Genomic DNA, 23633 nt, shown 5'->3' on the forward strand with positions numbered 1-23633 from the left:
CCTGGAAGACCGCATCGCCTTCATCGCGGGCAAGCCTCGCTCCCACAGACGTTTCGCCAAATACCCTCGTCCCAATGCTTGAAATCTACGACCAAATAACGAGAGTCCCCCTGCCAACGACGCATTCGTCCGGCAGGCGGGGCTCTCTACCATCGGCCTATCGCCTGTCCTGTGACAGGCATCGACCAGGCAGAGGCCCCATCATGATCTATGCACAACCCGGAACCCCAGGCGCCGTCGTTTCCTTCAAACCGCGCTATGGCAATTTCATCGGTGGCGAATTTGTCGCGCCGGTCAACGGCGAGTACTTCACCAATTCCTCCCCGGTCAATGGCGAGGTCATTGCCGAATTCCCGCGTTCCAGCGCCGCCGACATCGACAAGGCCCTGGATGCCGCCCATGCCGCAGCCGACGCCTGGGGCAAGACCTCGGTCCAGGACCGTTCCCTGGTGCTGTTGAAAATCGCCGACCGCATCGAGCAGAACCTGGAAATACTCGCTGTCAGCGAAACCTGGGACAACGGCAAGGCCGTGCGTGAAACCCTCAATGCCGACGTGCCGCTGGCGGCCGACCATTTCCGTTATTTCGCCGGCTGTATCCGCGCCCAAGAGGGTGGGGCGGCCGAGATCAACGAACTGACCACGGCCTATCATTTCCACGAACCGCTGGGCGTGGTCGGGCAGATCATCCCGTGGAACTTCCCGCTGCTGATGGCCGCCTGGAAACTCGCCCCGGCCCTGGCCGCTGGTAACTGCATCGTGCTCAAGCCGGCTGAACAGACGCCGCTGTCGATCATGGTCTTCATCGAGCTGGTCGCCGACCTGCTGCCGCCCGGCGTGCTGAATATCGTCCATGGTTTCGGTCGCGAAGCCGGTGAAGCCCTGGCCACCAGCAAACGCATCGCCAAGATCGCCTTCACCGGTTCCACCCCGGTGGGCTCGCACATCATGAAATGCGCCGCCGAGAACATCATCCCGTCCACCGTGGAACTGGGCGGCAAGTCGCCGAACATCTTCTTCGAAGACATCATGCAGGCCGAGCCGGCCTTCATCGAGAAAGCCGCCGAAGGCCTGGTGTTGGCGTTCTTCAACCAGGGCGAAGTCTGCACTTGCCCATCTCGCGCCCTGGTGCAAGAGTCGATCTACGTGCCGTTCATGGCCGAGGTGATGAAAAAGATCGCCAAGATCAAGCGTGGCAACCCGCTGGACACCGACACCATGGTCGGCGCCCAGGCGTCCGAGCAGCAATTTGACAAGATCCTCTCGTACCTTGAAATTGCCCAGCAAGAGGGCGCCGAGCTGCTCACCGGCGGTGCTGCCGAACGACTCGAGGGGGATTTGTCGAGCGGTTATTACATCCAACCGACCCTGCTCAAGGGCCACAATAAAATGCGCGTGTTCCAGGAAGAGATCTTCGGCCCGGTAGTGGGTGTGACCACCTTCAAGGACGAAGCCGAAGCCCTGGCGATCGCCAACGACACCGAGTTCGGCCTCGGCGCTGGCCTGTGGACCCGCGACATCAACCGCGCCTACCGTATGGGCCGGGCGATTAAGGCCGGTCGCGTGTGGACCAACTGCTACCACCTGTACCCGGCGCACGCTGCGTTCGGTGGCTACAAGAAGTCCGGCGTGGGACGTGAAACCCACAAGATGATGCTCGACCACTACCAGCAGACCAAGAACCTGCTGGTGAGCTACGACATCAATCCGCTGGGGTTCTTCTAACCCTGAAAAGAGCAAACAGAGCCCTGTAGGAGCTGGCGAAGCCTGCGATCTTTTGATCTTTTGGTCTTTTGATCTTTCGCTTGAGATTCAAGTGTATTGGGAAAGATCGCAGCCTCGTTGCACTCGACAGCTCCTACACAGCTCCTATATGGCTCCTACATGGCTTGGCGCGAGCAAGTGTTCCTCGCCATAGGTGCTCGCTTCTCCAGTAGTACCAACGCACCCCATCCACCGCTTCGAAAGTAGCATTCGAGCCCCTGGCGTGGCGTGCATTAATGACCTTGCCGGAATCGCCCGGTACAAGAAGAGGAAAGACCCATGTGGACTAAACCCGCGTACACCGACCTGCGTATTGGCTTTGAAGTGACGATGTACTTCGCCAACCGATGAGTGCCGGCCCGGTCTGATGCGTTCAGGCCGGGCTACCCATTGGTCTGATTGCAATCACGGTGGGATGCTTTAGGCTCAAGGTATCCCAAGACAATAACAACAGGCTTCCCGATGAGCCACGTACCTGAAAAGATGAGCCTCAGCCCGCTGCGCAAGTTCGTTTCCCCTGAAATCATGTTCGGTGCCGGTTGTCGGCACAATGTCGGCAATTACGCCAAGACCTTCGGTGCACGCAAGGTGCTGATCGTCACCGATCCCGGGGTCATCGCCGCCGGTTGGGTGGCGGACGTCGAAGCCAGTCTCCAGGCCCAAGGCATCGAGTACTGTGTCTACAGCGCGGTCTCGCCCAATCCTCGGGTCGAAGAAGTGATGCTCGGCGCCGACCTTTACCGGGAAAACCATTGCGATGTCATCGTCGCGGTGGGCGGTGGCAGCCCCATGGACTGCGGCAAAGGCATCGGTATTGTCGTTGCCCACGGCCGCAACATCCTCGAGTTCGAAGGCGTCGACACCCTGCACGTACCCAGCCCGCCGCTGATCCTGATTCCCACCACGGCGGGGACGTCGGCTGACGTGTCGCAATTTGTGATCATCTCCAACCAGCAAGAGCGGATGAAATTCTCCATTGTCAGCAAGGCGGCGGTGCCGGACGTCTCGTTGATCGATCCGGAAACCACCCTGAGCATGGACCCGTTCCTGTCCGCCTGTACCGGCATCGACGCCCTGGTGCACGCCATCGAGGCGTTCGTGTCCACCGGTCATGGCCCGTTGACTGACCCTCATGCGCTCGAAGCGATGCGCCTGATCAACGGCAACCTGGTGCAAATGATCGCCAACCCGGCGGACGTCGCCCTGCGGGAAAAAATCATGCTGGGCAGCATGCAGGCCGGGCTGGCGTTCTCCAACGCAATCCTTGGGGCCGTGCACGCGATGTCCCACAGCCTGGGCGGCTTCCTCGATTTGCCCCATGGCTTGTGCAACGCGGTACTGGTGGAGCATGTGGTGGCGTTCAACTACAACTCGGCACCGGACCGTTTCAAGGTGATTGCCGAAACGCTGGGCATCGATTGCCGGGGGCTCAACCACCGGCAGGTCCGCACTCGGCTGGTGGAGCACTTGATTGCCCTCAAGCACACCATCGGTTTTCACGAGACCCTGGGCCTGCACGGCGTGAGCACCTCGGACATTCCGTTCCTGTCGCAGCATGCGATGCACGACCCGTGCATCCTCACCAATCCTCGGGAGTCGAGCCAGCGGGATGTCGAGGTCGTCTATGGCGAAGCCCTCTGACGAGCAGCAAAAAGCCCTGGCCGGGCTGCTGGGACTGGGCAATCACTCAACGCGCAAGAGTCACTATCCGGAACTGGCCGCGCGCCTCGATGAGCTGGAGCAGGCTCGGCAGCACCTGCAACAGCTCAATGATCAATTGGAGCAGCGAGTGGCCGAGCGCACCGATGCGTTGCTGGAGGCCAACCACAACCTGCAGCAGCAGATTGTCCAGCGCGAACTGATCGAGCAACAGTTGCGCGATGCCCGGGACGCTGCCCAGGCCGCCAACCGCAGCAAGGACAAATACCTGGCTGCCGCCAGCCATGACCTGTTGCAGCCACTCAACGCGGCACGCCTGCTGATCGCCACGTTGCGTGAACGCCAGCTGCCTACCGCCGAGCATGTGCTGGTCGAACGGACCCACCAGGCGCTCGAAGGGGCCGAAGACCTGCTCACCGACCTGCTGGACATTTCCCGGCTGGACCAGGCCGCCGTCAAGCCTGACCTGGCGCCGTATCGGCTGGATGAGTTGTTGGGGCCGCTGGTTTCAGAGTTTCAATCGGTGGCTGGCGCCGCGGGGTTGGAACTGCGGGTGCGGTTTGGCGACGAAACCGTGCTGACCGACCTGCGATTGATCAGCCGTATCCTGCGCAACCTACTGAGCAATGCCTGCCGCTATACCGCTCAGGGCGGTATTCTCCTGGCGGCCCGGCGTCGGGGAGGGCGCTTGAGCATCGAGGTCTGGGACACGGGGCGTGGCATCGCGGCCGATTGCCTGGAGTCGATTTTCCTCGAATTCAACCAGCTCGACGTCGGCCGGGCGGCGGATCGCAAGGGGGTGGGCCTGGGGCTGGCGATTGTCGAACGTATCGCCCATATCCTCGGTTACCGGGTCCAGGTGCGTTCTCGGCTGGGACGCGGCTCGGTGTTCAGTATCGAGGTGCCGCTGTCCAGCGAAAAACTCCTACCGGTGTCGCAGGTCCCAGTACAGGCGGTCGCCGGCAACCCGCTGCCTGGGCGGCGTTTGTTGGTGATCGATAATGAACTGAGCATCTTGCAAAGCATGGCGGCGTTGTTGGGGCAGTGGGGCTGCGAAGTCTTGACCGCCACCGACGAAGCGGGCGCCCTTGATGTGCTGCAAGGGCGTGCGCCTGAGCTGATCCTGGCGGATTTTCACCTGGATCACGGGGTTGTGGGGTGTGAAGTGGTCAGGCATCTGCGCGAGCATTTCCGCCAGGCGATCCCGGCGGTGATCATCACCGCCGACCGCAGCGACCAATGCCGCCGCGCCTTGCGCAAGCTGGATGCACCGCTGCTCAACAAGCCGGTTAAGCCTGGCAAGTTGCGGGCGGTGGTGAGTCAGATGCTCGGGTAGGTTGGTGCCGTAGATACTCGGCAGCTCCTACTCAGATCACACGAATCAGTTGCGAGAGCCGGCAAAATGCCTTCATTGGGTCGGCGTTTTTGCCAGGAATGTAAAAAGACGCTTCGGTCTGTTTATTTCCTTATGTAAACTCCCCCCGCTGCGACAATCGGGCACGGCCACGTCTGGCCCGATGCACACCGTTTGCAGCGTCCCTCACCCCAGCTGAAGCCAAGACCTACAAGAAGTCAGCGCCGGAGAGACATAAACGAGAGGCCGACGTATTGCTCGGCCCTGCAGGTCCGTCCTCCTATCCGTCTCGATCCCCATCTTGCTGGCATTGCCGCTGTGTATGTGGTCCATCCTTGAGCAGGACAGGTGGACGGAATGGCGTTCATCCTAGGGATACACACATGTTGAAGAAAACACACACGGCGCTACTGGGCCTGGCGATGGCGATGGGTCTTGCGACCACGCACGCCGCCGAGCCAAAAAAAGTGGACGTCTTGCTCATTGGTGGGGGCATCATGAGCTCGACACTCGGCGTCTGGCTCAATGAGCTGGAGCCGGGCTGGACCATGGAAATGGTCGAGCGCCTGGACGGTGTTGCCGAGGAGAGTTCCAACGGTTGGAACAATGCCGGTACCGGTCACTCTGCGTTGGCTGAGCTGAACTACACGCCGGAAGACAAGAACGGCAAGGTCGAGATCGGCAAGGCTATCGAGATCAACGAAGCTTTCCAGATATCCCGTCAGTTCTGGGCCTGGCAGGTCAAAAACGGTGTGCTGAAGAACCCGCGCTCGTTCATCAACTCCACGCCGCACATGAGCTTCGTATGGGGTGATGACAACATCGCGTTCCTGAAGAAGCGCTACGAAGCCCTCCAGGCCAGCCCGTTGTTCGCCGGTATGCAGTATTCCGAAGATCGCGAGCAGATCAGCAAGTGGGTTCCGCTGATGATGCAAGGGCGTGACCCGAGCCAGAAAGTTGCGGCCACTTGGAGTCCACTGGGCACTGACGTGAACTTCGGCGAAATCACGCGCCAATTCGCGGCTTACCTGCAAACCAAGCCGAATTTCTCCCTCAAGCTGTCCAGCGAAGTGGAAGAAATCACCCGCAACGAAGACGGCACCTGGCGCGTTTCGTACAAGAATCTGAAGGACGGTACTGAAACCGAAACCGACGCCAAGTTCGTGTTCATCGGCGCCGGCGGTGGTGCCTTGCACCTGCTGCAGAAGTCTGACATCTCGCAAGCGCGTGAATACGCAGGTTTCCCGGTGGGTGGTTCGTTCCTGGTCACTGAAAACCCGACCGTCGCCCAGCTGCATATGGCGAAGGCGTATGGCAAGGCTTCGGTGGGCGCTCCGCCGATGTCGGTTCCGCACCTGGACACCCGCGTGCTCGATGGCAAGCGCGTGATCCTGTTTGGCCCGTTCGCAACCTTCTCCACCAAGTTCCTGAAAAACGGTTCGTACTTCGACCTGTTGACCAGCACCACCACCCACAACGTGTGGCCAATGACCAAGGTCGGTATCGAACAGTACCCATTGGTCGAGTACCTGGCTGGTCAACTGATGCTGTCGGATGAAGATCGCTTCAACGCCCTGAAAGAGTACTTCCCGGAGGCCAAGCAGGAAGACTGGCGCCTGTGGCAGGCTGGCCAGCGCGTGCAGATCATCAAGCGTGACGAAGAGAAGGGCGGCGTGCTGAAACTCGGCACCGAAGTGGTCGCGTCCCAGGACGGTAGCATCGCTGGCCTGCTGGGGGCCTCGCCAGGCGCCTCGACGGCGGCACCGATCATGTTGAGCGTGCTTGAGAAGGTCTTCAAGGACCAGGTTGCCAGCCCGGCCTGGCAGGAAAAACTGCGTCAGATCGTGCCGAGCTACGGCACCAAGCTCAACGAAAGCCCTGAGCGTGTCGCCCAGGAATGGGCGTACACCAGCGAGGCCCTGCAACTGAATCCGCCACCGGCAATCGGCAAGCCAGGCGCTGCCGTGGTACCGGCCAAGCCGGCCGCCGCCTCGGAAGCGAATCCAGCGGCTGACATGGCGCTGTAAACCGGACGCTGTCTGGTGAGGTACAAGAACGCTGCGCATTGAGCGTATTGCTGTTCACTTAAAGAAACGGCGCTTTTTCCGAGGGAGGGGAAGGCGCCGTTTTCTTTGGTGTTGGTGTTGGGTTGGGTACATATCCTTTGCTGCGGTAACGGCGACTTAGGGTTGCGCCCTGACGGCGGCTCACTTTTGAAGAGCCCGGAAGCCGGCCCAGTCAAAAGTCGGCAAAACGCTTTTGCCCCACCACTCGGCACCTCGCTTAGGCTTGGTGTGCCAGAACGAAGGCATTGCTCCGTGGGCCCACCGCACAATACCTGCGTTCGGCCATCGGGGTTAACGGGGCGCCCCAGATCAAGATCAAAAGCGAGGCGGCCTGACAGACGACCTGGTTCTCCCGGTCGTACACCTCATCAGACCTGTGGGAGCGAGCCTACTCGCGATAGCGGTGGCCCGGCCACCGCGCTATTGAGTGCCAAACATCGCCGTCCAATAGATCCCGGCATCGCTTTTCGGATCGGTCGCGTACCCGGCGCCCAATTCGCGGAACCGCGGGTTCATCAGGTTGGCACAGTGCCCCGGGCTGGCCAGCCAGCCGTCCACCACCTTAAGCGCGGTGTCTTGTCCGGCGGCGATGTTCTCGCCGATCAATTGGCCCAGATAGCCAGCCAGTTCGGCGCGGTCGCCCGGCATGCGGTTGTCGCGGTCCTTGTGGTCGAAGAAATTGTTGTTGGCCATGGCCCGGGTGTGAGTGACGGCGGCCAGGGCCAGGCTGGTGTTCCAGGCCAGCGGCGTGGTGGCGGCGAAGGCTTCGGTGCCACAGCGACGCGGCTGGGCACGGGCGCTGTTGATCAGCTTCAGCAGCTTCTGGCCCTCGGCTTGCCAGTCACCCAGGCGCGCCGACAACAGTGGACGCGCCAGCACGATGCGCCATTCGCGTCCCAGGCGGCTGACGCCGATGTCGATGAACTGCGGGTCGAGTACAACCTGGCAGAAGCTTTCCTGGACGGCTTTCATGGCCGATTGCGCATCGCGTGGCCCGGACAGGCTGATGGCCTGCACGTTGACCATTGGATAGGCCGCCTGCGCCAGCGCCTGCTGCAGGTCGCCGATGCCATTGGCCGACAGGATCAGTCGGGAATCCATCGCCAGCGGTGGCAACTCCAGCGAGGCCTGGCCGGCACAGCTTTGGGACTGGCTACGGTAAAGGTTGATGGACTCGACCAGTTGCGTCTCTTCGGTGGCCGTGGCACTGGTGGCGAACACCAGGCCCAGCGACAACACGACAAGACCCATGACGGATGAAATGGCACGCATGTAAATCTCCCTTGAGCGGACGGCGCCTATGATGCGCAATTTTTGCCCCGCTGGGGCAACGGTATTCACGCTCTCTTGAAATCCCTTGGAACGGTACCGCTGGGTAGCGTTCGGGATGATCCTCAAATAGTGGGATCAACTTTGAGGCGAATAAGTCCATTTCCGTCGTTTCAAGGCCATAAAATCGCAGATTATCAGCTCATCCAGCTCCCGCCATCGACGTTATAGGTCTGTGCCACCACATACTCGCCCTCCGCCGAGGCGAGGAAAATCGCCATCCCGGTGAGGTCCTCCGCTGTCCCCATCCGGCCATAGGGCACCTGTTGCCCGACCTGGCGCTTCTTCTCCCCCAACGGCAGGTTTTCGTGGCGGGCGAACAGCGCGTCCACGCCATCCCAATGCTCGCCATCCACCACGCCAGGGGCGATGGCGTTGACGTTGATCCGATGCTTGATCAAATCCAGCCCGGCGGACTGGGTCAGGCTGATCACCGCTGCCTTGGTGGCGCAATAGACGCCGACCAGCGCTTCACCGCGCCGACCGGCCTGGCTGGCCATGTTGATGATCCGCCCGCCATGGCCCTGGCGGATCATCTGCCGCGCCGCCGCTTGTAGGGTGAACAGCGTGCCGGCGACGTTGATGGAAAACAGCCGCTCGTAGCTCTGGCGGGTGATTTCCACGATGGGGGCCAGATCGAACAGCGCGGCGTTGTTGATCAGGATATCCAGCTTGCCCACCCGGGCCACCACGGCCTCGATGGCCTGGTCGATCGAAGCCTGGTCCGTCACGTCCATTTTGACCGCGTAGGCGCTGTCGCCCAGTTCGGCGGCGGTGGTCTGGGCCCGCTCCAGGTCGATATCGGCGATCGCCACCGTGGCACCCTCGTTGATATAGGCCAGGGCGAACGTCCTGCCGATACCACGGGCGGCGCCGGTCACCAGGGCACTTTTTCCTTCCAATCGTTTCATGGCTTGCTCCTTTTAGAGTAGAAATCAATGCGGTTCGTCGCCAATGGCAAGCCGATTACAGCAGCGCCCGTGGACGCCGACAAACGCAGGGAGGATCGTGCGCTGATGCTTTTTTAACGCCCTTGAGTGCAACAGATCCGGGTTAAAAAAGTATCAGTGGCCGGTCAGCCCGAGGCTGGCGAACCGCCGCGCACTCGGCGTAAGGTGCCCGCTATAACGATAAAAGAGGCGCGACATGCCTGAACACCGAACGCCCCTGTTCGAGCAGCGACCCGCCGAACTGGAAGTCATCCTGCCTGAGCCCGAACACAGTTTTCGCTGGTACGAGCATGACTACCCGTACCCGATGGCGCGCTGGAACCATCACCCTGAATTTGAAATCCACCTGATCCGCCAGGGCTGCGGCAAACTGCTGGCGGGCGACTACATCGGCCCGTTTGGCCCTGGCCATGTGGCGATGATTGGCCCGCACTTGCCCCACGACTGGATGGGCGACCTGGCACCGGGCGAGCACCTGCCCGGGCGTGACGTGGTCTTGCAATTCGATGGTGCCACGCTGCTGACCTTGCGCCGAACTCTGCCCGAGCTGGGGGATCTGCAGGGCCTGTTCGAACGCGCCCGCCGTGGCCTGGTCTTCGGCGGCGACACCGCACGGCAGGCTGCGCAGCTGCTGGAAGCCATCGGCCCGGCCCAGGGCCTGGCGCGATTGGCGCTGTTCCTGGAGCTGCTTCACACCCTCAACCAAGCCCCTGGCGACGAGGCCTTGAACCTGGCAAGCCCTTGCTACGCGCCGACCCTCGATGCGCGCAGCTCCGAGCGCATCCATAAAGCTTTCGAATACCTGCAAGCCGAGCTCACTGGCGACCTGCGCCTGTCGGTGATCGCCCGCCAATTGGACATGAGCGAGCCGGGCTTCTCGCGGTTTTTCAAGCGCATCACCGGGCACGGCTTCATCGACCTGATGCGCAAGCTGCGGGTCCAGCGCGCCTGTCGCTTGCTGTTGCAGAGCGAAATGCCCGTAACCGATATCTGTTTTGAAGTGGGCTACAACAACCTCTCCAACTTCAACCGGCATTTTCGGATAGAGATGAACCAGACCCCCAGCGAGTACCGGCGGGGCGCTTTTTCCCCCGCTTGATGGAGGCTGTCATGTTGCGCATCGTGGATCAGCAAGCCAGCGCATTCCTGCGCCAGCGGATGGAAAAGCCCGGTTGTGCCTTCGATTTCCTGGTGCTTGTGCCTGAGGCGAGTGATGCGGCTGATGAGGTGCTTCATCGTCAGGCTGTGGACCCGCGCTATACCGAGGCTGCGCCCCCCACCATGGATTGGGATTTGAGCAAGACCGTCGCCACGCCACTGGACCGTACTGGCGGCGAGCACGACGGATTGAGTTGCAGACCTTGCCGTCACCCAGGAACTAATGTGGTAGACCTCAGGTTCGGGGGTTAGTCCGGGACACCCCGTTGATGCTTCTTCAACCGATACGCGAACTGTGCCCGGCTCAGCCCCAATGAGCGTGCGGCCGCAGCCAGGTTACCGCCGCTCAGTTGCAGGGCCTCGTTGATCAGCCGTGACTCCAGGCCGTCAATGGAGAAGTCCGACTCCAGTTGGCTGAGGGACTGGAGCAGCGCCGGTTTTTCCGCGGCGTCGTTAGCGGCCAGGCCCATCGGTGAGAGACCACCGTGGAGGTCCACGGAATACGCATCCAGCGGTAGTTGCTCATTACGAAACAGGTGGACCAGGTCAATCGCCTGGCCTTCTTCGCTGGCGATCAGGCCGCGCTCGATGAGGTTCTGCAATTCGCGCACGTTACCCGGAAAGTCATAGCGCAGCAGGACCTTCAAGGCGCGCATGGTCAGGCCCATCGGGGTGCGGCCGTATTCCTGGCAAAAACGCTTGAGGAAGGCATTGATCAGCAACGGTATGTCATCGCGACGCTCGCGCAAGGGCGGCAGGGCAATGGGGTAGACGTTGAGCCGATAGAACAGGTCTTCACGGAACGTACCGTCGGCCACGGCCTTGCGCAGGTCGATGTTGGTGGCCGCCACGACTCGCACATCGACCTTGATGCCGTGACCACCACCGACCCGTTCGATTTCCCGCTCCTGCAAGGCGCGCAGTAACTTGCTTTGCCCGGCCAGGCTCAGGCAGGTGATCTCATCCAGGAACAACGTGCCGCCATGGGCTCGCTCGAAACGACCTGGGCGTGAATGGGTAGCCCCGGTATAGGCACCACGTTCGACGCCAAACAGTTCGGCCTCGATCAGGTTGTCGGGGATGGCCGCGCAGTTGAGGGCGATAAACGGACCATCGCATCGGCGACTCAGTTGATGCAACTGGCGGGCGAACATCTCCTTGCCGACGCCGGATTCGCCGCTGACCAGTACGGTGGCGGGGGTCAAGGCCACCCGTTGCAAGGCCTGGGTCGCGGCGTTGAAGGCGGCGCTGGCACCAATCAGCGGCTGTTCGCTGCCCGGCAGCGGGGCGGTTCCGGCAACATTGTCGCACTGGCTGTCGGTACGCGTGGCGACCGCTGGCGGTGAGGCGTTGAGGTAATTCAGGTCCTGCTCGACATCACCCCATTGCTCGGCGGTCTTGCCGACGACTCGGCAGCGTTCGTGCCCCATGCCTCGGCATTCCACTTCGCGGAAGATCACCAGTTGCCCGAACAGCCCGCTGACGAAACCGATGGCGTAGCCCAGTTCGGTCCAGCACACCGGATCCTGTCCGGTGCCATAGGCGGCGACATGCTCGTCGGCCTCACAGGAGTGGTGCCAGAGAAATTCCCCTTCATAGAACCCCGAGTCGGCATCGAACTTGAAATGCAGCGGCTCGACCTTGGTCATGCCTTCAAGGGTGTGCAAATGCGTGCCAGCACGAAATACCGCCGCGGCATCGGCGTGGGGCCAGCGTTCGCGAATCAGCCGGGCGTCCCGGGCACCGGAGGAGTAGCCGGTGCGGGTGAGCATGCCACGGGCCTGTTCCAGCCCCTGGCGCTCGATGATTTCCCGGCGCAACGCACCGAAGGATGAGCTGTGCAGCAGTAACATGCGCTGGTCGTTGAGCCAGATACGGCCGTCGTCAGGGGAGAAAAACAGGCACGCGGTGAGCTCGGCCGTTGTGGGCGAACTGCTGTCGGTCAGCTCGTTGCTGTCACCCCGTGGACGGAAGTGCTCGGTGGCGATCTGGTGATCCGGCAACTGGCAGTGGGGATTATTCATTGTTATGCCCCTGATGGCGGGTGATCGAAATGATCATCTGGCGAGATAGTTATTAAGCATAACTTTATCAAATGAACAAGCGGCAGCTGGCCAACGGCCACGTCGCCAGAGGCTCCATGAATCTCGTGTGCGACGCAGAACATTGATCCAGAGCCCTGCGTCAGGTTTATCAACGTGCGCGGGCAAAACCGGCACAGCGCTTGCTCAAGCACTTACACGGCGTTTGCGTCGGTACCTTCCAGGTGCGGCAAACGATGACAACAACAAAGAGCCGGGAGTGTTAAATGTCTGCATCCAAAAGCCACCTGTTGTCCCAGGTGATCGAGTCGGAATGTGTCTTCAACGGTGACTGGGTGCCTGCGTCGGGGCCGCTGCAATCGATCATTGAGCCGGCCACCGGTGAGCGGCTGATGCGCAGCGCCACGGCCGACTCCGCCGACATTGCCAAGGCCAGCCGCGACGCCGCCCTGGCGCAGCCGGCGTGGGCGGCGCTGGGCCCGCGGCAACGCGCGGCGATCTTCCGCAAGGCCGCTGATGCGGCCGAGCAGGCCTTTGAAGAGTTGGCGCTGTACGTGGCCCGGGAGACCGGCGCCGCGCTGTTCAAGGGCCAACACGAAGTGCGCGAAGCCATCGTCCTGTTGCATCAGGCTGCCGGCCTGCTGTCCCAGGCCCATGGGGTGGTCCTGCCCAGCGAGGCGGGGCGCCTGTCTTATGCGCGGCGCCAGCCCCATGGCGTGGTCGGCGTGATTTCGCCCTTCAACTTTCCCCTGGTGCTGTCCATGCGCTCCGTCGCGCCAGCCCTGGCGGCGGGCAATGCGGTGGTGCTCAAGCCGGATCCGCAGACCCCGGTGAGCGGTGGTTTCCTCATTGCTCGGTTGTTCGAGGTAGCGGGGCTGCCCAAGGGCTTGTTGCAAGTGTTGCCCGGTGCGGCCGATGCCGGTGAGGCGCTGTGCCGTGACCCTAACGTGCGCATGATCGCCTTCACCGGTTCCACCGGCGCTGGGCGCAAGGTTGCTGAGGTGGCCGGGCGCAACCTGAAGAAGGTCGCGCTGGAGTTGGGTGGCAAGAACCCGCTGATCATTCTTGAAGACGCCGACCTCGACCTCGCCGCCCGTAACGCGGCCTGGGGCGCCTGGCTGCACCAAGGGCAGATTTGCATGGCCACCGGGTTGATCCTCGCCCATGAATCCATCGCCGAAGAACTGACCCGCAAACTGGTGGAAAAGGCCCGGGCCTTGAGCGTAGGCAACGCCGCCCAGGGCGAAGCCGCGTTGGGGCCGCTGATCAATCAGCGACAGCTGAAACGGGTGCACGACATCGTCAGCGACTCCGTGCGCGCCGGCGCCCGGCTGGAGGCAGGCGGCGAGCACGATCGGCTGTTTTACCAGGCCACCGTGCTCAGCGGCGTGAAACCGGGCATGCGGGCCTTCGACGAGGAGGTCTTCGGGCCCGTGGCGACGGTGGTCAGCTTCGCCACCGATGATGAAGCCGTCGAGTTGGCCAACCGCACCGAGTACGGTTTGGCGGCGGCGATCATTTCGCCGTCGGTGGGTCGGGCCATGGCCATCGGTGAGCGATTGCAGTGCGGCATGTTGCACATCAATGACCAGACCGTCGCCGATGACTGCGTCAACCCGTTCGGCGGACGCGGCGCCTCGGGCAATGGCGGCAGTGTCGGCGGCCCGGCGGATTGGGACGAATACACCCAATGGCAGTGGGTGACGGTCAAGGACAAGGCGCCGGTCTATCCCTTCTGACAGGCAGGTTTTACAGGGCCCGATGAGCTGAGGGCCCGGCGAGTACACAAAAATAATAAGAGGACTCAACATGAAACTCGACAACAAGATTGTGCTGGTAACCGGTGTCTCGTCAGGCATTGGTGCTGCCACGGCGAGCTTGCTGCGCACTCATGGCGCCCACGTGATTGGCGTCGACCTCAAGGTGCCGCACATGACCCTGGACGGTTTTGTGCAGGGCGATTTGAGTAGCGCCGAAAACATCGAACGGCTGCTGCCACAGCTGCCCGCACGGCTCGACAGCCTGTGCAATATCGCCGGGGTGCCGGGCACCGCAAACCCGCAACTGCTGGCGCGGGTCAACTACCTTGGGTTACGCCACTTGAGCCGTGCGCTGCTGCCGCGCATCAACGCGGGCGGCAGCATCGTCAATATCGCCTCGATCCTTGGCGCCGAGTGGCCGTTGCGCCTGGAACAGCACAAGGCGCTGGCGCGCATCGAAGATTTTGCCGCCGCGCAAGCCTGGCTGGCCGACCACCCGGTGCCGGACCAGACCTGCTACCAGTACTTCAAGGAAGCCTTGATCGTCTGGAACTATCTGCAGGCCCAACCGTGGTTTCTTGAGCATTCGGTGCGTATGAACAGTGTCGCGTCCGGCCCGGTTTTCACGCCCATCCTCGACGACTTCGTGAGCATGCTCGGCGAGGCCCGGACCCAGGCCGATGCCCATCGCATGAAACGTCCCGCTTACGCCGATGAGGTGGCGGCAGTGATCGCTTTCCTGTGTGCCGACGAGTCGCGCTGGATCAACGGCGTCAACCTGCCGGTCGATGGTGGATTAGCCTCCACCTACATCTGAAGGTGCACCCGTAGACAGCGGTGAAAGCCACTACCCGAGCGTGTTGGCTGCAAAGCCATACCAAAAATAACAATAATGAGAAGCGTCCATGGATAACCTCAAAGATTGCTTTGGTTTCAAGCATTGCGCCCTGTTCCTGGCGTTATGCAGCACCGGTGTGATGGTCGAAAGAGTCCAGGCCATGCAAATAGACCTGGGTGACTCCGACTGGAAACTGCGCTGGGACAACACCATCAAGTACAGCCAGGCCTGGCGTCTGCAGGGACAGGACAGCCGCTTGGTCAATGCGCCAACGGCCAACGGCCTGTACCCCTCGATCCAAAGCCAGGGCGATAAGAACTTCAGCCGGGGCCTGGTCTCCAACCGCCTGGACCTGTTTTCCGAAATGGACTTGAGTCGGAAAAACTATGGGCTGCGCGTGAGCGGCGCCGCCTGGTACGACGATATCTACAACCAGGACACCGACAGCAGCGAGCAAACGCACTTCCTCAGTGAAACCCGCAAGCTTCACGGTCGCGACGCGGAAATTCTCGATGCCTTCGTGTTCTTGCGCGGGGAGCTCGGTGAAGACTCCCAGGGCGTGGTGCGCGTGGGCCGACACAGCCTGATCTATGGGGAAAGCCTGTTCTACGGTGGCAACGGCATTGCCAATGCCCAGGGCCCGACCGACGTCGTCAAGCTGCTCAGCGTGCCGGGGACTCAGTTCAAGGAGATTCTGCGCCCGGTCAATCAGATCTCCGGGCAGTTGCAGATCAGCCCGCAACTGTCGGTGGGCGCTTACTATCAGTTTGAGTGGGAACGTTCCAATCTGCCCGGCGCCGGCAGCTACCTGAGTGATGTCGATGCCATCGGCTACGGCAGTGGCCCTCTGCGCGAAGTGTTTGGCAATGACACGGTCAATGGCGGCGATTTGAAGCCGCGCAATTCGGGGCAGGGCGGCATGCAGATCCGTTTCAAACCGAGCGGCACTGAGTTGGAGCTGGGTTTCTACGCAGCTCAGTATCACGATAAAGCGCCGATTGGGTTGTACGCGTACCTGGACGGTGCGGCGGCGGCTGCCACCGGGTTGCCCATCCTGGGTTCCTATCGTCAGGTCTATGCCGAAGACATCAAGACCGCCGGCGTCAGCTTCTCCACAGCCTACGGTCCGTTCAACTTTGCCGGTGAAACGTCGGTGCGCTGGAACGCACCGCTGGTGAGTAATCTGCAAGTAGTGACCCCCGGCATGGCGGCCGATGGCGGCGACAATGAGTTGTTCGCCAGGGGCAAGACCGCCCACGCCAACCTGTCGGCGATCTACCTGTTATCACCCACCGCGTTCTGGGACGGCGGATCGGCCCTCGCCGAACTGGCCTGGAACCGCACCCTGAGCGTGACCAAGAACGCTGCCGCGCTGGACTCCAATACCACCCGCGATGCCACCGCGCTGCGGGTATTGATAGAGCCGGCGTACTTCCAGATTGTCGACGGAATCGACCTGACCGTGCCGATCGGCATGGGGGTAGTGCTCGATGGACGCTCATCGGCGGTTAACAAATCCGGCTTTGGCAACACCCATTCCGGCGACTGGAGTGTCGGGCTCAAAGCCACCTATCTGCAACGCTGGGATGTCGGCCTCAATTACGTGAACTTCTTCGGCGCACCGAAAGCCGGGCTGCGCGAGGACGGCAATTTCAGTTATGGACAGTCGTTGGCCGATCGCGACTTCGTCTCGCTCTACGTGAAAACCTCATTCTAATAAGGTGGATTCGCCATGCAGAACACAGCATTTTTGAACACATGCGTCCTGACCCTGGCCCTTGCTGGCATGGGGCTGGCGCAGGCGGCGGTGTCGCCTGAGCAGGCCGCGCGCTTGAAAACCGATCTGACCCCCCTGGGTGGCGAGCGCGCCGGCAATGCCGATGGCAGTATCCCGGCTTGGCAGGGCGGTTATACCCAGGTCACGCCCGGCTATAAACCGGGTGATAAACGTGCCGATCCATTCGCCGGCGAGAAACCGCTGTATTCGATCAACGCCGCCAACATGGAGCAGTACGCCAGCGAATTGGCCGAAGGTAGCAAGCTACTGCTCAAGAAATACCCGGACTATCGCCTGGACGTTTACCCGACTCATCGCTCGGCCGCCGCGCCGCAATGGGTGTATGACAACACCAGCAAGAACGCCACCCGCGCCACACTGGACGTGGACAGCGAGAAAGTCTCCAACGCCTATGGCGGTATCCCGTTCCCGATCCCGGAAAACGGTGCCCAAGTGCTGTGGAATTACCGGTTGTCCTGGCAGGGTGGCGACACCATTAGCGCGCCTTTCGATACCTGGCTGATGACCGCCGGTGGCAAGAAAGTCCAGGCGACACGGGCCCAATTCTCCTATCAGTTCCCCTACTACTTCGATGGCGGCAGCCTGGAAAACTATGCTGGCAAGTACCAGGTGGGCAAGCTGTTGACTGAGTTGCCGTCATCCAAGGCCGGCGAAGGCCTGATGACCCATTGGGACATGGACCCGGCCAAACGGGCGGCCTGGCAATATCTGGTCGGCCAGCGCCGGGTTCGCCGAGCGCCAAACATTGCCTATGACACGCCGGACTTCGTGACCTCCGGCGTCGGCCTGTTCGACGAAGCGTTCATGCTGTTCGGGCCTACCGATCGCTATGACCTCAAGCTGGTGGGCAAGAAAGAGCTGATCGTCGGCTACAACAATAACCGCGCCGCACTGGCCAAGAGCGACGACCTGGTCAAGGCGAACTTCCTCAATCCTGAGCTGGTGCGCTGGGAGAAGCATCGGGTCTGGGTGGTCGAGGCCACGCTCAAATCCGGCAAACGCCATGTCGTGCCGCGCCGGACCTACTACGTCGACGAAGACTCTTGGCAGATCCTGATGGCCGACGGTTATGACGCTCAGGGCAAGCTCGGCCGGCAGATGTATTCGCTGACGCTGCTGGCGCCGGATATGCCGGTCCTCACTGCACAGGTCATGTGGGGCAGCTACAACCTCGACACCGGGGCCTACTTCCTCAACGCATCGAGCAATGACCTGGCGGTTCAGTACCAGAAGATCGCGAGACCTTCGGCGTCCTATTTCACGCCGGATGCCATGGCCAACGAAAACATGCGTTGAACCTGTGGCGACCGTGGCGAGGAGGAGGTTTGCTGCGGTCGCTTACGATTTTCCAGGCGGAATAACGATATGAACGTTGAAAAATTCTTTGCGCGTCGCAGTCCGTTATGGGGTGTTTGCGCCTTGGTGGGGAGCCTGTTGGCGAGCGTGCCTTTGCTTGCACAGACCGCGACATTGGCAGTGCTACAACAGCCGGCATTACTGACCGCCAAGGCCCCGCGCTCGGTGTTGCTCGGGCTGGCCCGGGCCGGCGAGCGCCTGGTGGCGGTCGGTGAGCGCGGGGTCGTGCTGCTCTCCGATGACGCTGGCGTCAATTGGCGCCAGGCCAGGGTGCCGGTCAGCGTCAGCCTGACGGCGGTGCAATTCGTCGATGCCGAGCAGGGCTGGGCGGTCGGTCACCTGGGTGTGGTGCTGCACACCCAGGACGGCGGGGAAACCTGGCAAAAGCAACTCGACGGTGAGCGTGCCATCGCCCTGGCGGTGCAGCTCGCTGAACGCGATGCCAATCAACCGGGCGGTGCCAGCCAGTTGGTGCAGGCACGGCGCATGCTCGATGACGGACCGGATAAACCGTTTCTCGACCTGTACTTCAGTGACCGCCTGCACGGCTACGTTGTTGGCGCCTACAACCAGATCTACCGTACCGACGATGGCGGGCGAAGCTGGCAGCCGTGGATGCAGCATGTGGACAATCCGCAGGGCTTGAACCTGTATGGCATCCGCGCCTTGGGTAACGATCTGTGGCTGGTGGGGGAGCGCGGTCTGTTGTTGCGTTCGACCGACGCCGGGCAGTCATTCCAGGCCTTGAAGTCACCGTATGAGGGCAGCTTCTTCGGCCTGCTCGGCACCCGTGATGGGGCGTTGGTGATCTATGGCTTGCGCGGAAACGCCTGGTGGTCCGGTGATCGTGGCAACCGTTGGCGACGCCTTGATACCGGTCTCGAATCGACACTGGCGAGCGCCCTCCAACTGCGCGACGGCAGCCTGCTGTTGGCCAGCCAAAGTGGTGAGCTTCTATTCAGTCATGACCAGGGGCGCAGCTTTGACAAGCGTCGCAGCCGCAGTGGCGGGACCGTCGCTGCCGTGCAACAGGCGGTCGACGGCAGCCTGACCAGTGTCGGTTTGACCGGTGTGGCCGCCGACCAGGATCCGCGGGTCTCCGGTCAACCTTGAAATTTCACGGTGTAGCGCTATCGGGCCACGGCTCGTGCAACAGGAGTCAAACTTGAAAGACGACAGAATCCAAACCGTGATCGGCCGCCAGGAAGACTTTGACCGGGCGTCAGGCAACTTCGCTGAGCGGGCGATCTTCAACCATCGACCGCTGGTGATCTTGCTGTGTCTGTTGGTGACGTTGGTGCTCGGTTGGCAAGCCACGCGCATCGGCATCAATGCCAGCTACGAGAAGACCATCCCCACGGGGCATCCCTACGTCGCCAACTTCCTGGAGAATCGCAAGGAACTGAGCGGCCTGGGCAACTCGCTGCGCATCGCCGTGGAGGTCAAGCAGGGGAGCATTTTCACCAAGGACTACCTCGACACCCTGGCCAGGCTCAACGACGAGGTCTATCTGCTGCCGGGCGTCGACCGTCCCTACATGAAATCATTATGGACGCCGACCACGCGCTGGACCGCCGTGACCGAAGACGGGCTCGACGGCGGCACGGTGATCCCCGATGACTACGATGGCTCGGCCACCAGCCTCGAGCAGGTGCGGACCAATGTGGCCCGCTCCGGGGAAGTCGGCCAATTGGTCGCCGGCAACTTCAAGTCCAGCGTGATCTTCGTGCCATTGCTGGAGATCAATCCGCAGACGGGCAAGGCGCTGGACTATGGCGAGTTTTCCCGGCAATTGGAGGCGCTGCGAGACAAGTACCAGACCGATGACCTGCGGATTCATGTCACCGGCTTTACCAAGATCGTCGGCGACCTGATCGAGGGAATGACCCAGGTACTGCTGTTCTTCGTGGTGGCGGTACTGGTGACGGTATTGGTGCTGTTCGGTTACACCCGTTGCGCGCGAAGCACCTTGGTGGTGGTGATCTGTTCACTGGCGGCGGTGCTTTGGCAACTGGGGTTGCTAGCCTTGCTTGGTTATGAGCTGGATCCCTACTCGGCATTGGTGCCGTTCCTGGTGTTCGCCATTGGCATGAGCCATGGCGCGCAGAAGATGAATGGCATCATGCAGGACATCGGCCGTGGCACCCACCGGGTGGTTGCCGCGCGCTATACCTTCCGCCGACTGTTCGCCGCCGGTATCACCGCTCTGCTCTGCGATGCGGTGGGCTTCGCGGTGTTGCTGCTGATCAACATTCGAGTGATCCAGGACTTGGCAATCACCGCCAGTCTCGGGGTGGCGGTGTTGATTTTCACCAACCTGATTCTGCTGCCGATCCTGCTCAGCTATATCGGCGTCAGCCCGGCGGCGGCGCAACGCAGCCTGAGTTCGGAAACCACCGAACAGCAGGCGCAGATCAAGCATCCCCTGTGGCGTGTACTCGATTTGTTCACCCAGCGACGCTGGGCCACGGGCGCCATGTTGACTGGGTTGCTGTTGGCCGCGTTTGGTTATGCCGTGAGCCTGCACCTGAAAATCGGCGACCTGGACCCCGGTGCTCCAGAGTTGCGTGCCGACTCGCGCTACAACCGCGATGCGTTGTTCATGACCCAGAACTATGCGGCCAGCTCGGATATTTTCGTGGTCATGATCAAGACCTCCGAGGATCAATGCACCCGTTACGCCAGCTTGTCCGCGGTAGACGCGCTGGCCTGGCAACTGGAGCAATTGCCCGGCGTGGAATCGACCACCTCTATGGCGGCGCTGAGCAAGATCGCCACGGTCGGTTATAACGAAGGTAACTTCAAATGGTATGAACTGATCCCCAATGATGGCGCACTGGGTGCCGTGCAAACCCGCGCCCCGCGAGAACTGTTCAATCAGGGCTGTTCGATGTTGTCGCTGTACGTGTACCTGGCCGATCACAAGGCTGACACCTTGAATCGGGTGGTGGAGGCCAGTGAACACTTTATCGCAGGGCACCAGATGCCAGAGGTCAAGTTCATGCTGGCGGCCGGTAGCGCGGGGATCGAAGCGGCGACCAATATCGTGGTCAAGAAGTCCATGCGCGAGATGCTGTTCTGGGTCTACGGGGCGGTCAGTCTGCTGTGCTTGCTGACCTTCCGCAGCTGGCGCGCAACCCTGTGCGCGATGCTGCCGCTGATGCTCACCTCGATCCTGTGCGAGGCGCTGATGGTGGGGCTGGGCATGGGGGTGAAAGTCGCGACACTGCCGGTCATCGCACTGGGCGTGGGCATCGGGGTCGATTATGCGCTCTATGTGTTGAGCGTGATCCTGGCGCGAATGCGTGCCGGCGACACCCTGGCCCAGGCGTATTACCAGGCGCTTCTGTTCACGGGAAAGGTGGTGTTGTTGACGGGTATGACATTGGCGGTGGCGGTGTCGACCTGGGCGTTTTCGCCGATCAAGTTTCAGGCTGACATGGGGATTTTGCTGGCCTTCATGTTTCTGGTGAATATGCTGGGGGCCTTGATTCTGCTGCCGGCCTTGGCCTGGTTGTTGCTGCCCCAGAGGGTGTTTTTAAAAAAGCCTGAGTTGAGTCGACGGGAGCGGTGGGTTCGGGGGTGAGGGGAGCTTTGTTGGGGTGGGTGAATATCCGTTATTTAGGTAACGGCGGCTTATGGTTCCGCCCTCACCCCGGCATTGCTCCGTGGGCCCACGCCACAATGCCTGCGTTCGGCCATCGTGGTTAACGGGGCGCCCGAGATCAACGTCTACCAGCCGACCTGGTTCTTGATGGGGACCGCGTTTCTCCTGTGGGAGCGGGCTTGCTCGCGAAGGTGGTGTCACAGTCGATGAAGATGTTGGATGTGCCGGCCTCTTCGCGAGCAAGCCCGCTCCCACAGAGGAGACTGGGGGCACATGAGTTATGTGTCTGCCGAGAATCCAGTGTGGGAGCGAGCCCAAGCGAGGTGCCGAGTGGTGGGGCATAAAGCGCTTCGGTTACTTTCGCCTGGGCCGCATTCCCGCTTTTCGAAAGTGACCCGTCGTCAGGGCGGAACCATAAGCCGTCGTTACCTAAATAACGGATATACACACCAAGTCAGGAGTTCCCAGCGACCGGTTCAGAAGCACCCAACCGCGGCCCTGACGAATAGCGAATCACACTAACAACAGCCAACGTCGCAACCACCAACCCAGGCGAAGTCGCCAGCAATACAGCAGGGGTCCCACCCCCAGCCGCCAGAATCTGTCCGGCGGCCAGAGGCCCGGCCACCGATCCCAGGCGCCCGATGGCCACCGCTGCACCAACCCCCGTCGCACGCACAGCCGTAGGGTAGGAGGGCGGAGCCAAGGCATAGAGGACCAATTGCGCAGCCATGACAAACAACCCAGCGGCGAATCCGGCAATGGCCATCGGCACGATACCGACGGACAACCCGACCCCGGCCAGGGCGCTCATCAGACCGGCATAGACGAACAGCACCACCTTGATGCCGTTGCAACGGTCCAGCAACAGGCCACCGAGCAACGAACCAAGCGCTCCGCCGATGTTGAACAGCATCTGCACCAGGCCGGCCTGGGGTTTGCTGAAGCCTTGTTCCAGCAGCAACGACGGCAGCCAGTTGAGCAACATGTACATCACCGTCAGGGTGAAGAAATAACTCAGCCACAGCGCCAAGGTGGTACGACCGCGACTCTCGCCGAACAGTGCCTGAGCGGTGGAGCCGCGCGATGAGTCGCCATCCTGCGCCTGGCGAAAGGCGCTGGATTCGGGGAGCCACAGGAGCATCAGCGGAACCACCAGCAAGGGCGCCAGCCCTCCGATGAAAAACGTCATCTGCCAGTGCTCGCCAAACAACATGGCAACCACTGCCGCCAACGCACCGCCCAAGGGAACGCCCGCATACATCACGCTGATGGCCGTGCCCCGGCGCTGCTCGCCCACGGCTTCGGCGCACAGGGCAATGAGGTTCGGCAGGGCGGCGCCCAAGCCCAGGCCGGTCATGAAACGCACCAGCAACAGGCTTGAGAAGTGTTCGACATAAGCGGTACTGAGGGAAAAGACGCCGAACAGCAAGACAGCGGTGATGAGGATTTTCTTGCGACCGATGCGATCAGCGATCCAGCCACCGAAGAACGCACCTGGCAACAGCCCGATGACCCCGGCACTGAATACCCAACCCATCATTTTCGGGTCGAGGGCAAACGTCTGTCGCAGCCCTGCGGCTGCGGTACCGGCTGACTGAAGGTCGAAACCCTCGATCAACGCGACGATGAAACACAAGGCGATGGTCAGCGTCGCACGACGCGCCGGATGGTTCATGGTAAATCCTCTTATTGTTTTTGTGAGGGACACCGGCTCGGAGGATAGCCGGTCGGTGCATTTAAGATTAACAAAGCTAACTAAAAAATGAAGGTGGTCGATGATGGGCCAGTAGCTAACAAAATCATTAGAAAAATCAGTTAGTTGGTAGAAGGCATCAGACCAATTGGTAAATTAGTTATTTATATTAATGTTCGATTATCGATCATTCTGGATTGACGAAGCGCCCGCGCGGTTTCCATTCTTGGTTCGCGCGGCCCCCATCACCCAGGCTG

General features: G+C 61.4%; 17 protein-coding genes and 1 pseudogene. 14 read left to right on the forward strand and 4 right to left on the reverse strand.

All coding sequences use genetic code 11. From position 1 onward, the window contains the following. The first annotated feature begins 203 nt into the window (after positions 1-203). The 5 genes from exaC (at position 204) to mqo (ending at position 6803) form a co-directional block, all read left to right on the forward strand. On the forward strand, positions 204-1724 hold the full coding sequence (gene exaC, locus AACY42_RS10965; protein ID WP_339479260.1) for an acetaldehyde dehydrogenase ExaC: 1521 nt from the start codon (positions 204-206) through the stop codon (positions 1722-1724). A gap of 318 nt (positions 1725-2042) precedes the next feature. Then, positions 2043-2114 carry a pyrroloquinoline quinone precursor peptide PqqA gene (gene pqqA, locus AACY42_RS10970; RefSeq protein WP_003243383.1) on the forward strand — a complete coding sequence of 24 codons (72 nt, stop codon included), beginning with the start codon at positions 2043-2045 and terminating at the stop codon, positions 2112-2114. A 132-nt stretch (positions 2115-2246) separates the two neighbouring features. Then, entirely contained in the window at positions 2247-3404 is a 1158-nt protein-coding gene (gene ercA, locus AACY42_RS10975) for an alcohol dehydrogenase-like regulatory protein ErcA (RefSeq protein WP_339479449.1), read from the forward strand. Then, entirely contained in the window at positions 3388-4758 is a 1371-nt protein-coding gene (locus tag AACY42_RS10980; RefSeq protein ID WP_339479261.1) for a hybrid sensor histidine kinase/response regulator, read from the forward strand. Before ercA ends, AACY42_RS10980 begins: the two co-directional genes overlap by 17 nt. A gap of 401 nt (positions 4759-5159) precedes the next feature. Next, positions 5160-6803, forward strand: coding sequence for a malate dehydrogenase (quinone) (gene mqo, locus AACY42_RS10985; protein ID WP_339479263.1), 1644 nt, complete (start codon positions 5160-5162; stop codon positions 6801-6803). A 459-nt stretch (positions 6804-7262) separates the two neighbouring features. Here the strand turns inward: mqo and AACY42_RS10990 are convergent, their stop codons facing one another. Together AACY42_RS10990 and AACY42_RS10995 are read right to left on the reverse strand one after the other, a co-directional pair. Beyond that, on the reverse strand, positions 7263-8114 hold the full coding sequence (locus AACY42_RS10990) for a CAP domain-containing protein (RefSeq protein WP_339479265.1): 852 nt from the start codon (positions 8112-8114) through the stop codon (positions 7263-7265). A 194-nt stretch (positions 8115-8308) separates the two neighbouring features. Continuing rightward, a complete protein-coding gene (locus AACY42_RS10995) occupies positions 8309-9082 on the reverse strand; it encodes an L-iditol 2-dehydrogenase (protein WP_339479267.1) in 774 nt (257 codons plus the stop codon). A 235-nt stretch (positions 9083-9317) separates the two neighbouring features. Here AACY42_RS10995 and AACY42_RS11000 point away from each other — a divergent pair, with 235 nt between their 5' ends. After that, positions 9318-10220 (forward strand): AraC family transcriptional regulator, encoded by a 903-nt coding sequence (locus tag AACY42_RS11000; protein ID WP_339479269.1) that lies wholly within the window; start codon positions 9318-9320, stop codon positions 10218-10220. An 11-nt stretch (positions 10221-10231) separates the two neighbouring features. Then, positions 10232-10531 (forward strand): hypothetical protein, encoded by a 300-nt coding sequence (locus tag AACY42_RS11005; protein ID WP_339479271.1) that lies wholly within the window; start codon positions 10232-10234, stop codon positions 10529-10531. On the opposite strand, the gene AACY42_RS11010 is transcribed toward AACY42_RS11005, so the two are convergent. Beyond that, on the reverse strand, positions 10528-12303 hold the full coding sequence (locus tag AACY42_RS11010) for a sigma 54-interacting transcriptional regulator (protein WP_339479272.1): 1776 nt from the start codon (positions 12301-12303) through the stop codon (positions 10528-10530). The two genes, AACY42_RS11005 and AACY42_RS11010, sit on opposite strands and share 4 nt — an antisense overlap. A gap of 284 nt (positions 12304-12587) precedes the next feature. On the opposite strand from AACY42_RS11010, the gene AACY42_RS11015 reads away from it, so the two are divergent. The 7 genes and pseudogenes from AACY42_RS11015 to AACY42_RS11045 form a co-directional block, all read left to right on the forward strand. Then, entirely contained in the window at positions 12588-14060 is a 1473-nt protein-coding gene (locus AACY42_RS11015) for a benzaldehyde dehydrogenase (RefSeq protein ID WP_339479273.1), read from the forward strand. Positions 14061-14130: 70 nt separating this feature from the next. Then, positions 14131-14898: a coniferyl-alcohol dehydrogenase gene (locus AACY42_RS11020; protein WP_339479274.1), complete on the forward strand. Its 768-nt coding sequence runs from the start codon at positions 14131-14133 to the stop codon at positions 14896-14898. Positions 14899-14986: 88 nt separating this feature from the next. After that, entirely contained in the window at positions 14987-16636 is a 1650-nt protein-coding gene (locus tag AACY42_RS11025; protein ID WP_339479277.1) for a DUF1302 domain-containing protein, read from the forward strand. Positions 16637-16651: 15 nt separating this feature from the next. After that, entirely contained in the window at positions 16652-18013 is a 1362-nt protein-coding gene (locus tag AACY42_RS11030; RefSeq protein WP_339479278.1) for a DUF1329 domain-containing protein, read from the forward strand. A 69-nt stretch (positions 18014-18082) separates the two neighbouring features. Further along, the gene (locus AACY42_RS11035) at positions 18083-19186 is read left to right on the forward strand and encodes a WD40/YVTN/BNR-like repeat-containing protein (RefSeq protein ID WP_339479279.1); all 1104 of its coding nucleotides are present in this window, start codon (positions 18083-18085) and stop codon (positions 19184-19186) included. 52 nt (positions 19187-19238) lie between these two features. Beyond that, a complete protein-coding gene (locus AACY42_RS11040) occupies positions 19239-21659 on the forward strand; it encodes an efflux RND transporter permease subunit (protein WP_339479282.1) in 2421 nt (806 codons plus the stop codon). 87 nt (positions 21660-21746) lie between these two features. After that, a pseudogene (locus tag AACY42_RS11045) lies at positions 21747-21809 on the forward strand (nucleoid-structuring protein H-NS); the annotation flags it as partial. 325 nt (positions 21810-22134) lie between these two features. Here the strand turns inward: AACY42_RS11045 and mhpT are convergent. Beyond that, entirely contained in the window at positions 22135-23358 is a 1224-nt protein-coding gene (mhpT, locus tag AACY42_RS11050) for a 3-(3-hydroxy-phenyl)propionate transporter MhpT (protein ID WP_339479283.1), read from the reverse strand. Positions 23359-23633 lie beyond the last annotated feature (275 nt).

It is taken from the genome of Pseudomonas sp. RL_5y_Pfl2_73, assembly GCF_963970515.1.
Classification (GTDB): domain Bacteria; phylum Pseudomonadota; class Gammaproteobacteria; order Pseudomonadales; family Pseudomonadaceae; genus Aquipseudomonas.

Coding starts and splice junctions, on each gene's coding strand:
- exaC (WP_339479260.1), top strand. CDS start 204: ATGATCTATGCACAACCCGGAACCCCAGGCGCCGTCGTTTCCTTCAAA.
- ercA (WP_339479449.1), top strand. CDS start 2,247: ATGAGCCTCAGCCCGCTGCGCAAGTTCGTTTCCCCTGAAATCATGTTC.
- AACY42_RS10980 (WP_339479261.1), top strand. CDS start 3,388: ATGGCGAAGCCCTCTGACGAGCAGCAAAAAGCCCTGGCCGGGCTGCTG.
- mqo (WP_339479263.1), top strand. CDS start 5,160: ATGTTGAAGAAAACACACACGGCGCTACTGGGCCTGGCGATGGCGATG.
- AACY42_RS10990 (WP_339479265.1), bottom strand. CDS start 8,114: ATGCGTGCCATTTCATCCGTCATGGGTCTTGTCGTGTTGTCGCTGGGC.
- AACY42_RS10995 (WP_339479267.1), bottom strand. CDS start 9,082: ATGAAACGATTGGAAGGAAAAAGTGCCCTGGTGACCGGCGCCGCCCGT.
- AACY42_RS11000 (WP_339479269.1), top strand. CDS start 9,318: ATGCCTGAACACCGAACGCCCCTGTTCGAGCAGCGACCCGCCGAACTG.
- AACY42_RS11005 (WP_339479271.1), top strand. CDS start 10,232: ATGTTGCGCATCGTGGATCAGCAAGCCAGCGCATTCCTGCGCCAGCGG.
- AACY42_RS11010 (WP_339479272.1), bottom strand. CDS start 12,303: ATGAATAATCCCCACTGCCAGTTGCCGGATCACCAGATCGCCACCGAG.
- AACY42_RS11015 (WP_339479273.1), top strand. CDS start 12,588: ATGTCTGCATCCAAAAGCCACCTGTTGTCCCAGGTGATCGAGTCGGAA.
- AACY42_RS11020 (WP_339479274.1), top strand. CDS start 14,131: ATGAAACTCGACAACAAGATTGTGCTGGTAACCGGTGTCTCGTCAGGC.
- AACY42_RS11025 (WP_339479277.1), top strand. CDS start 14,987: ATGGATAACCTCAAAGATTGCTTTGGTTTCAAGCATTGCGCCCTGTTC.
- AACY42_RS11030 (WP_339479278.1), top strand. CDS start 16,652: ATGCAGAACACAGCATTTTTGAACACATGCGTCCTGACCCTGGCCCTT.
- AACY42_RS11035 (WP_339479279.1), top strand. CDS start 18,083: ATGAACGTTGAAAAATTCTTTGCGCGTCGCAGTCCGTTATGGGGTGTT.
- mhpT (WP_339479283.1), bottom strand. CDS start 23,358: ATGAACCATCCGGCGCGTCGTGCGACGCTGACCATCGCCTTGTGTTTC.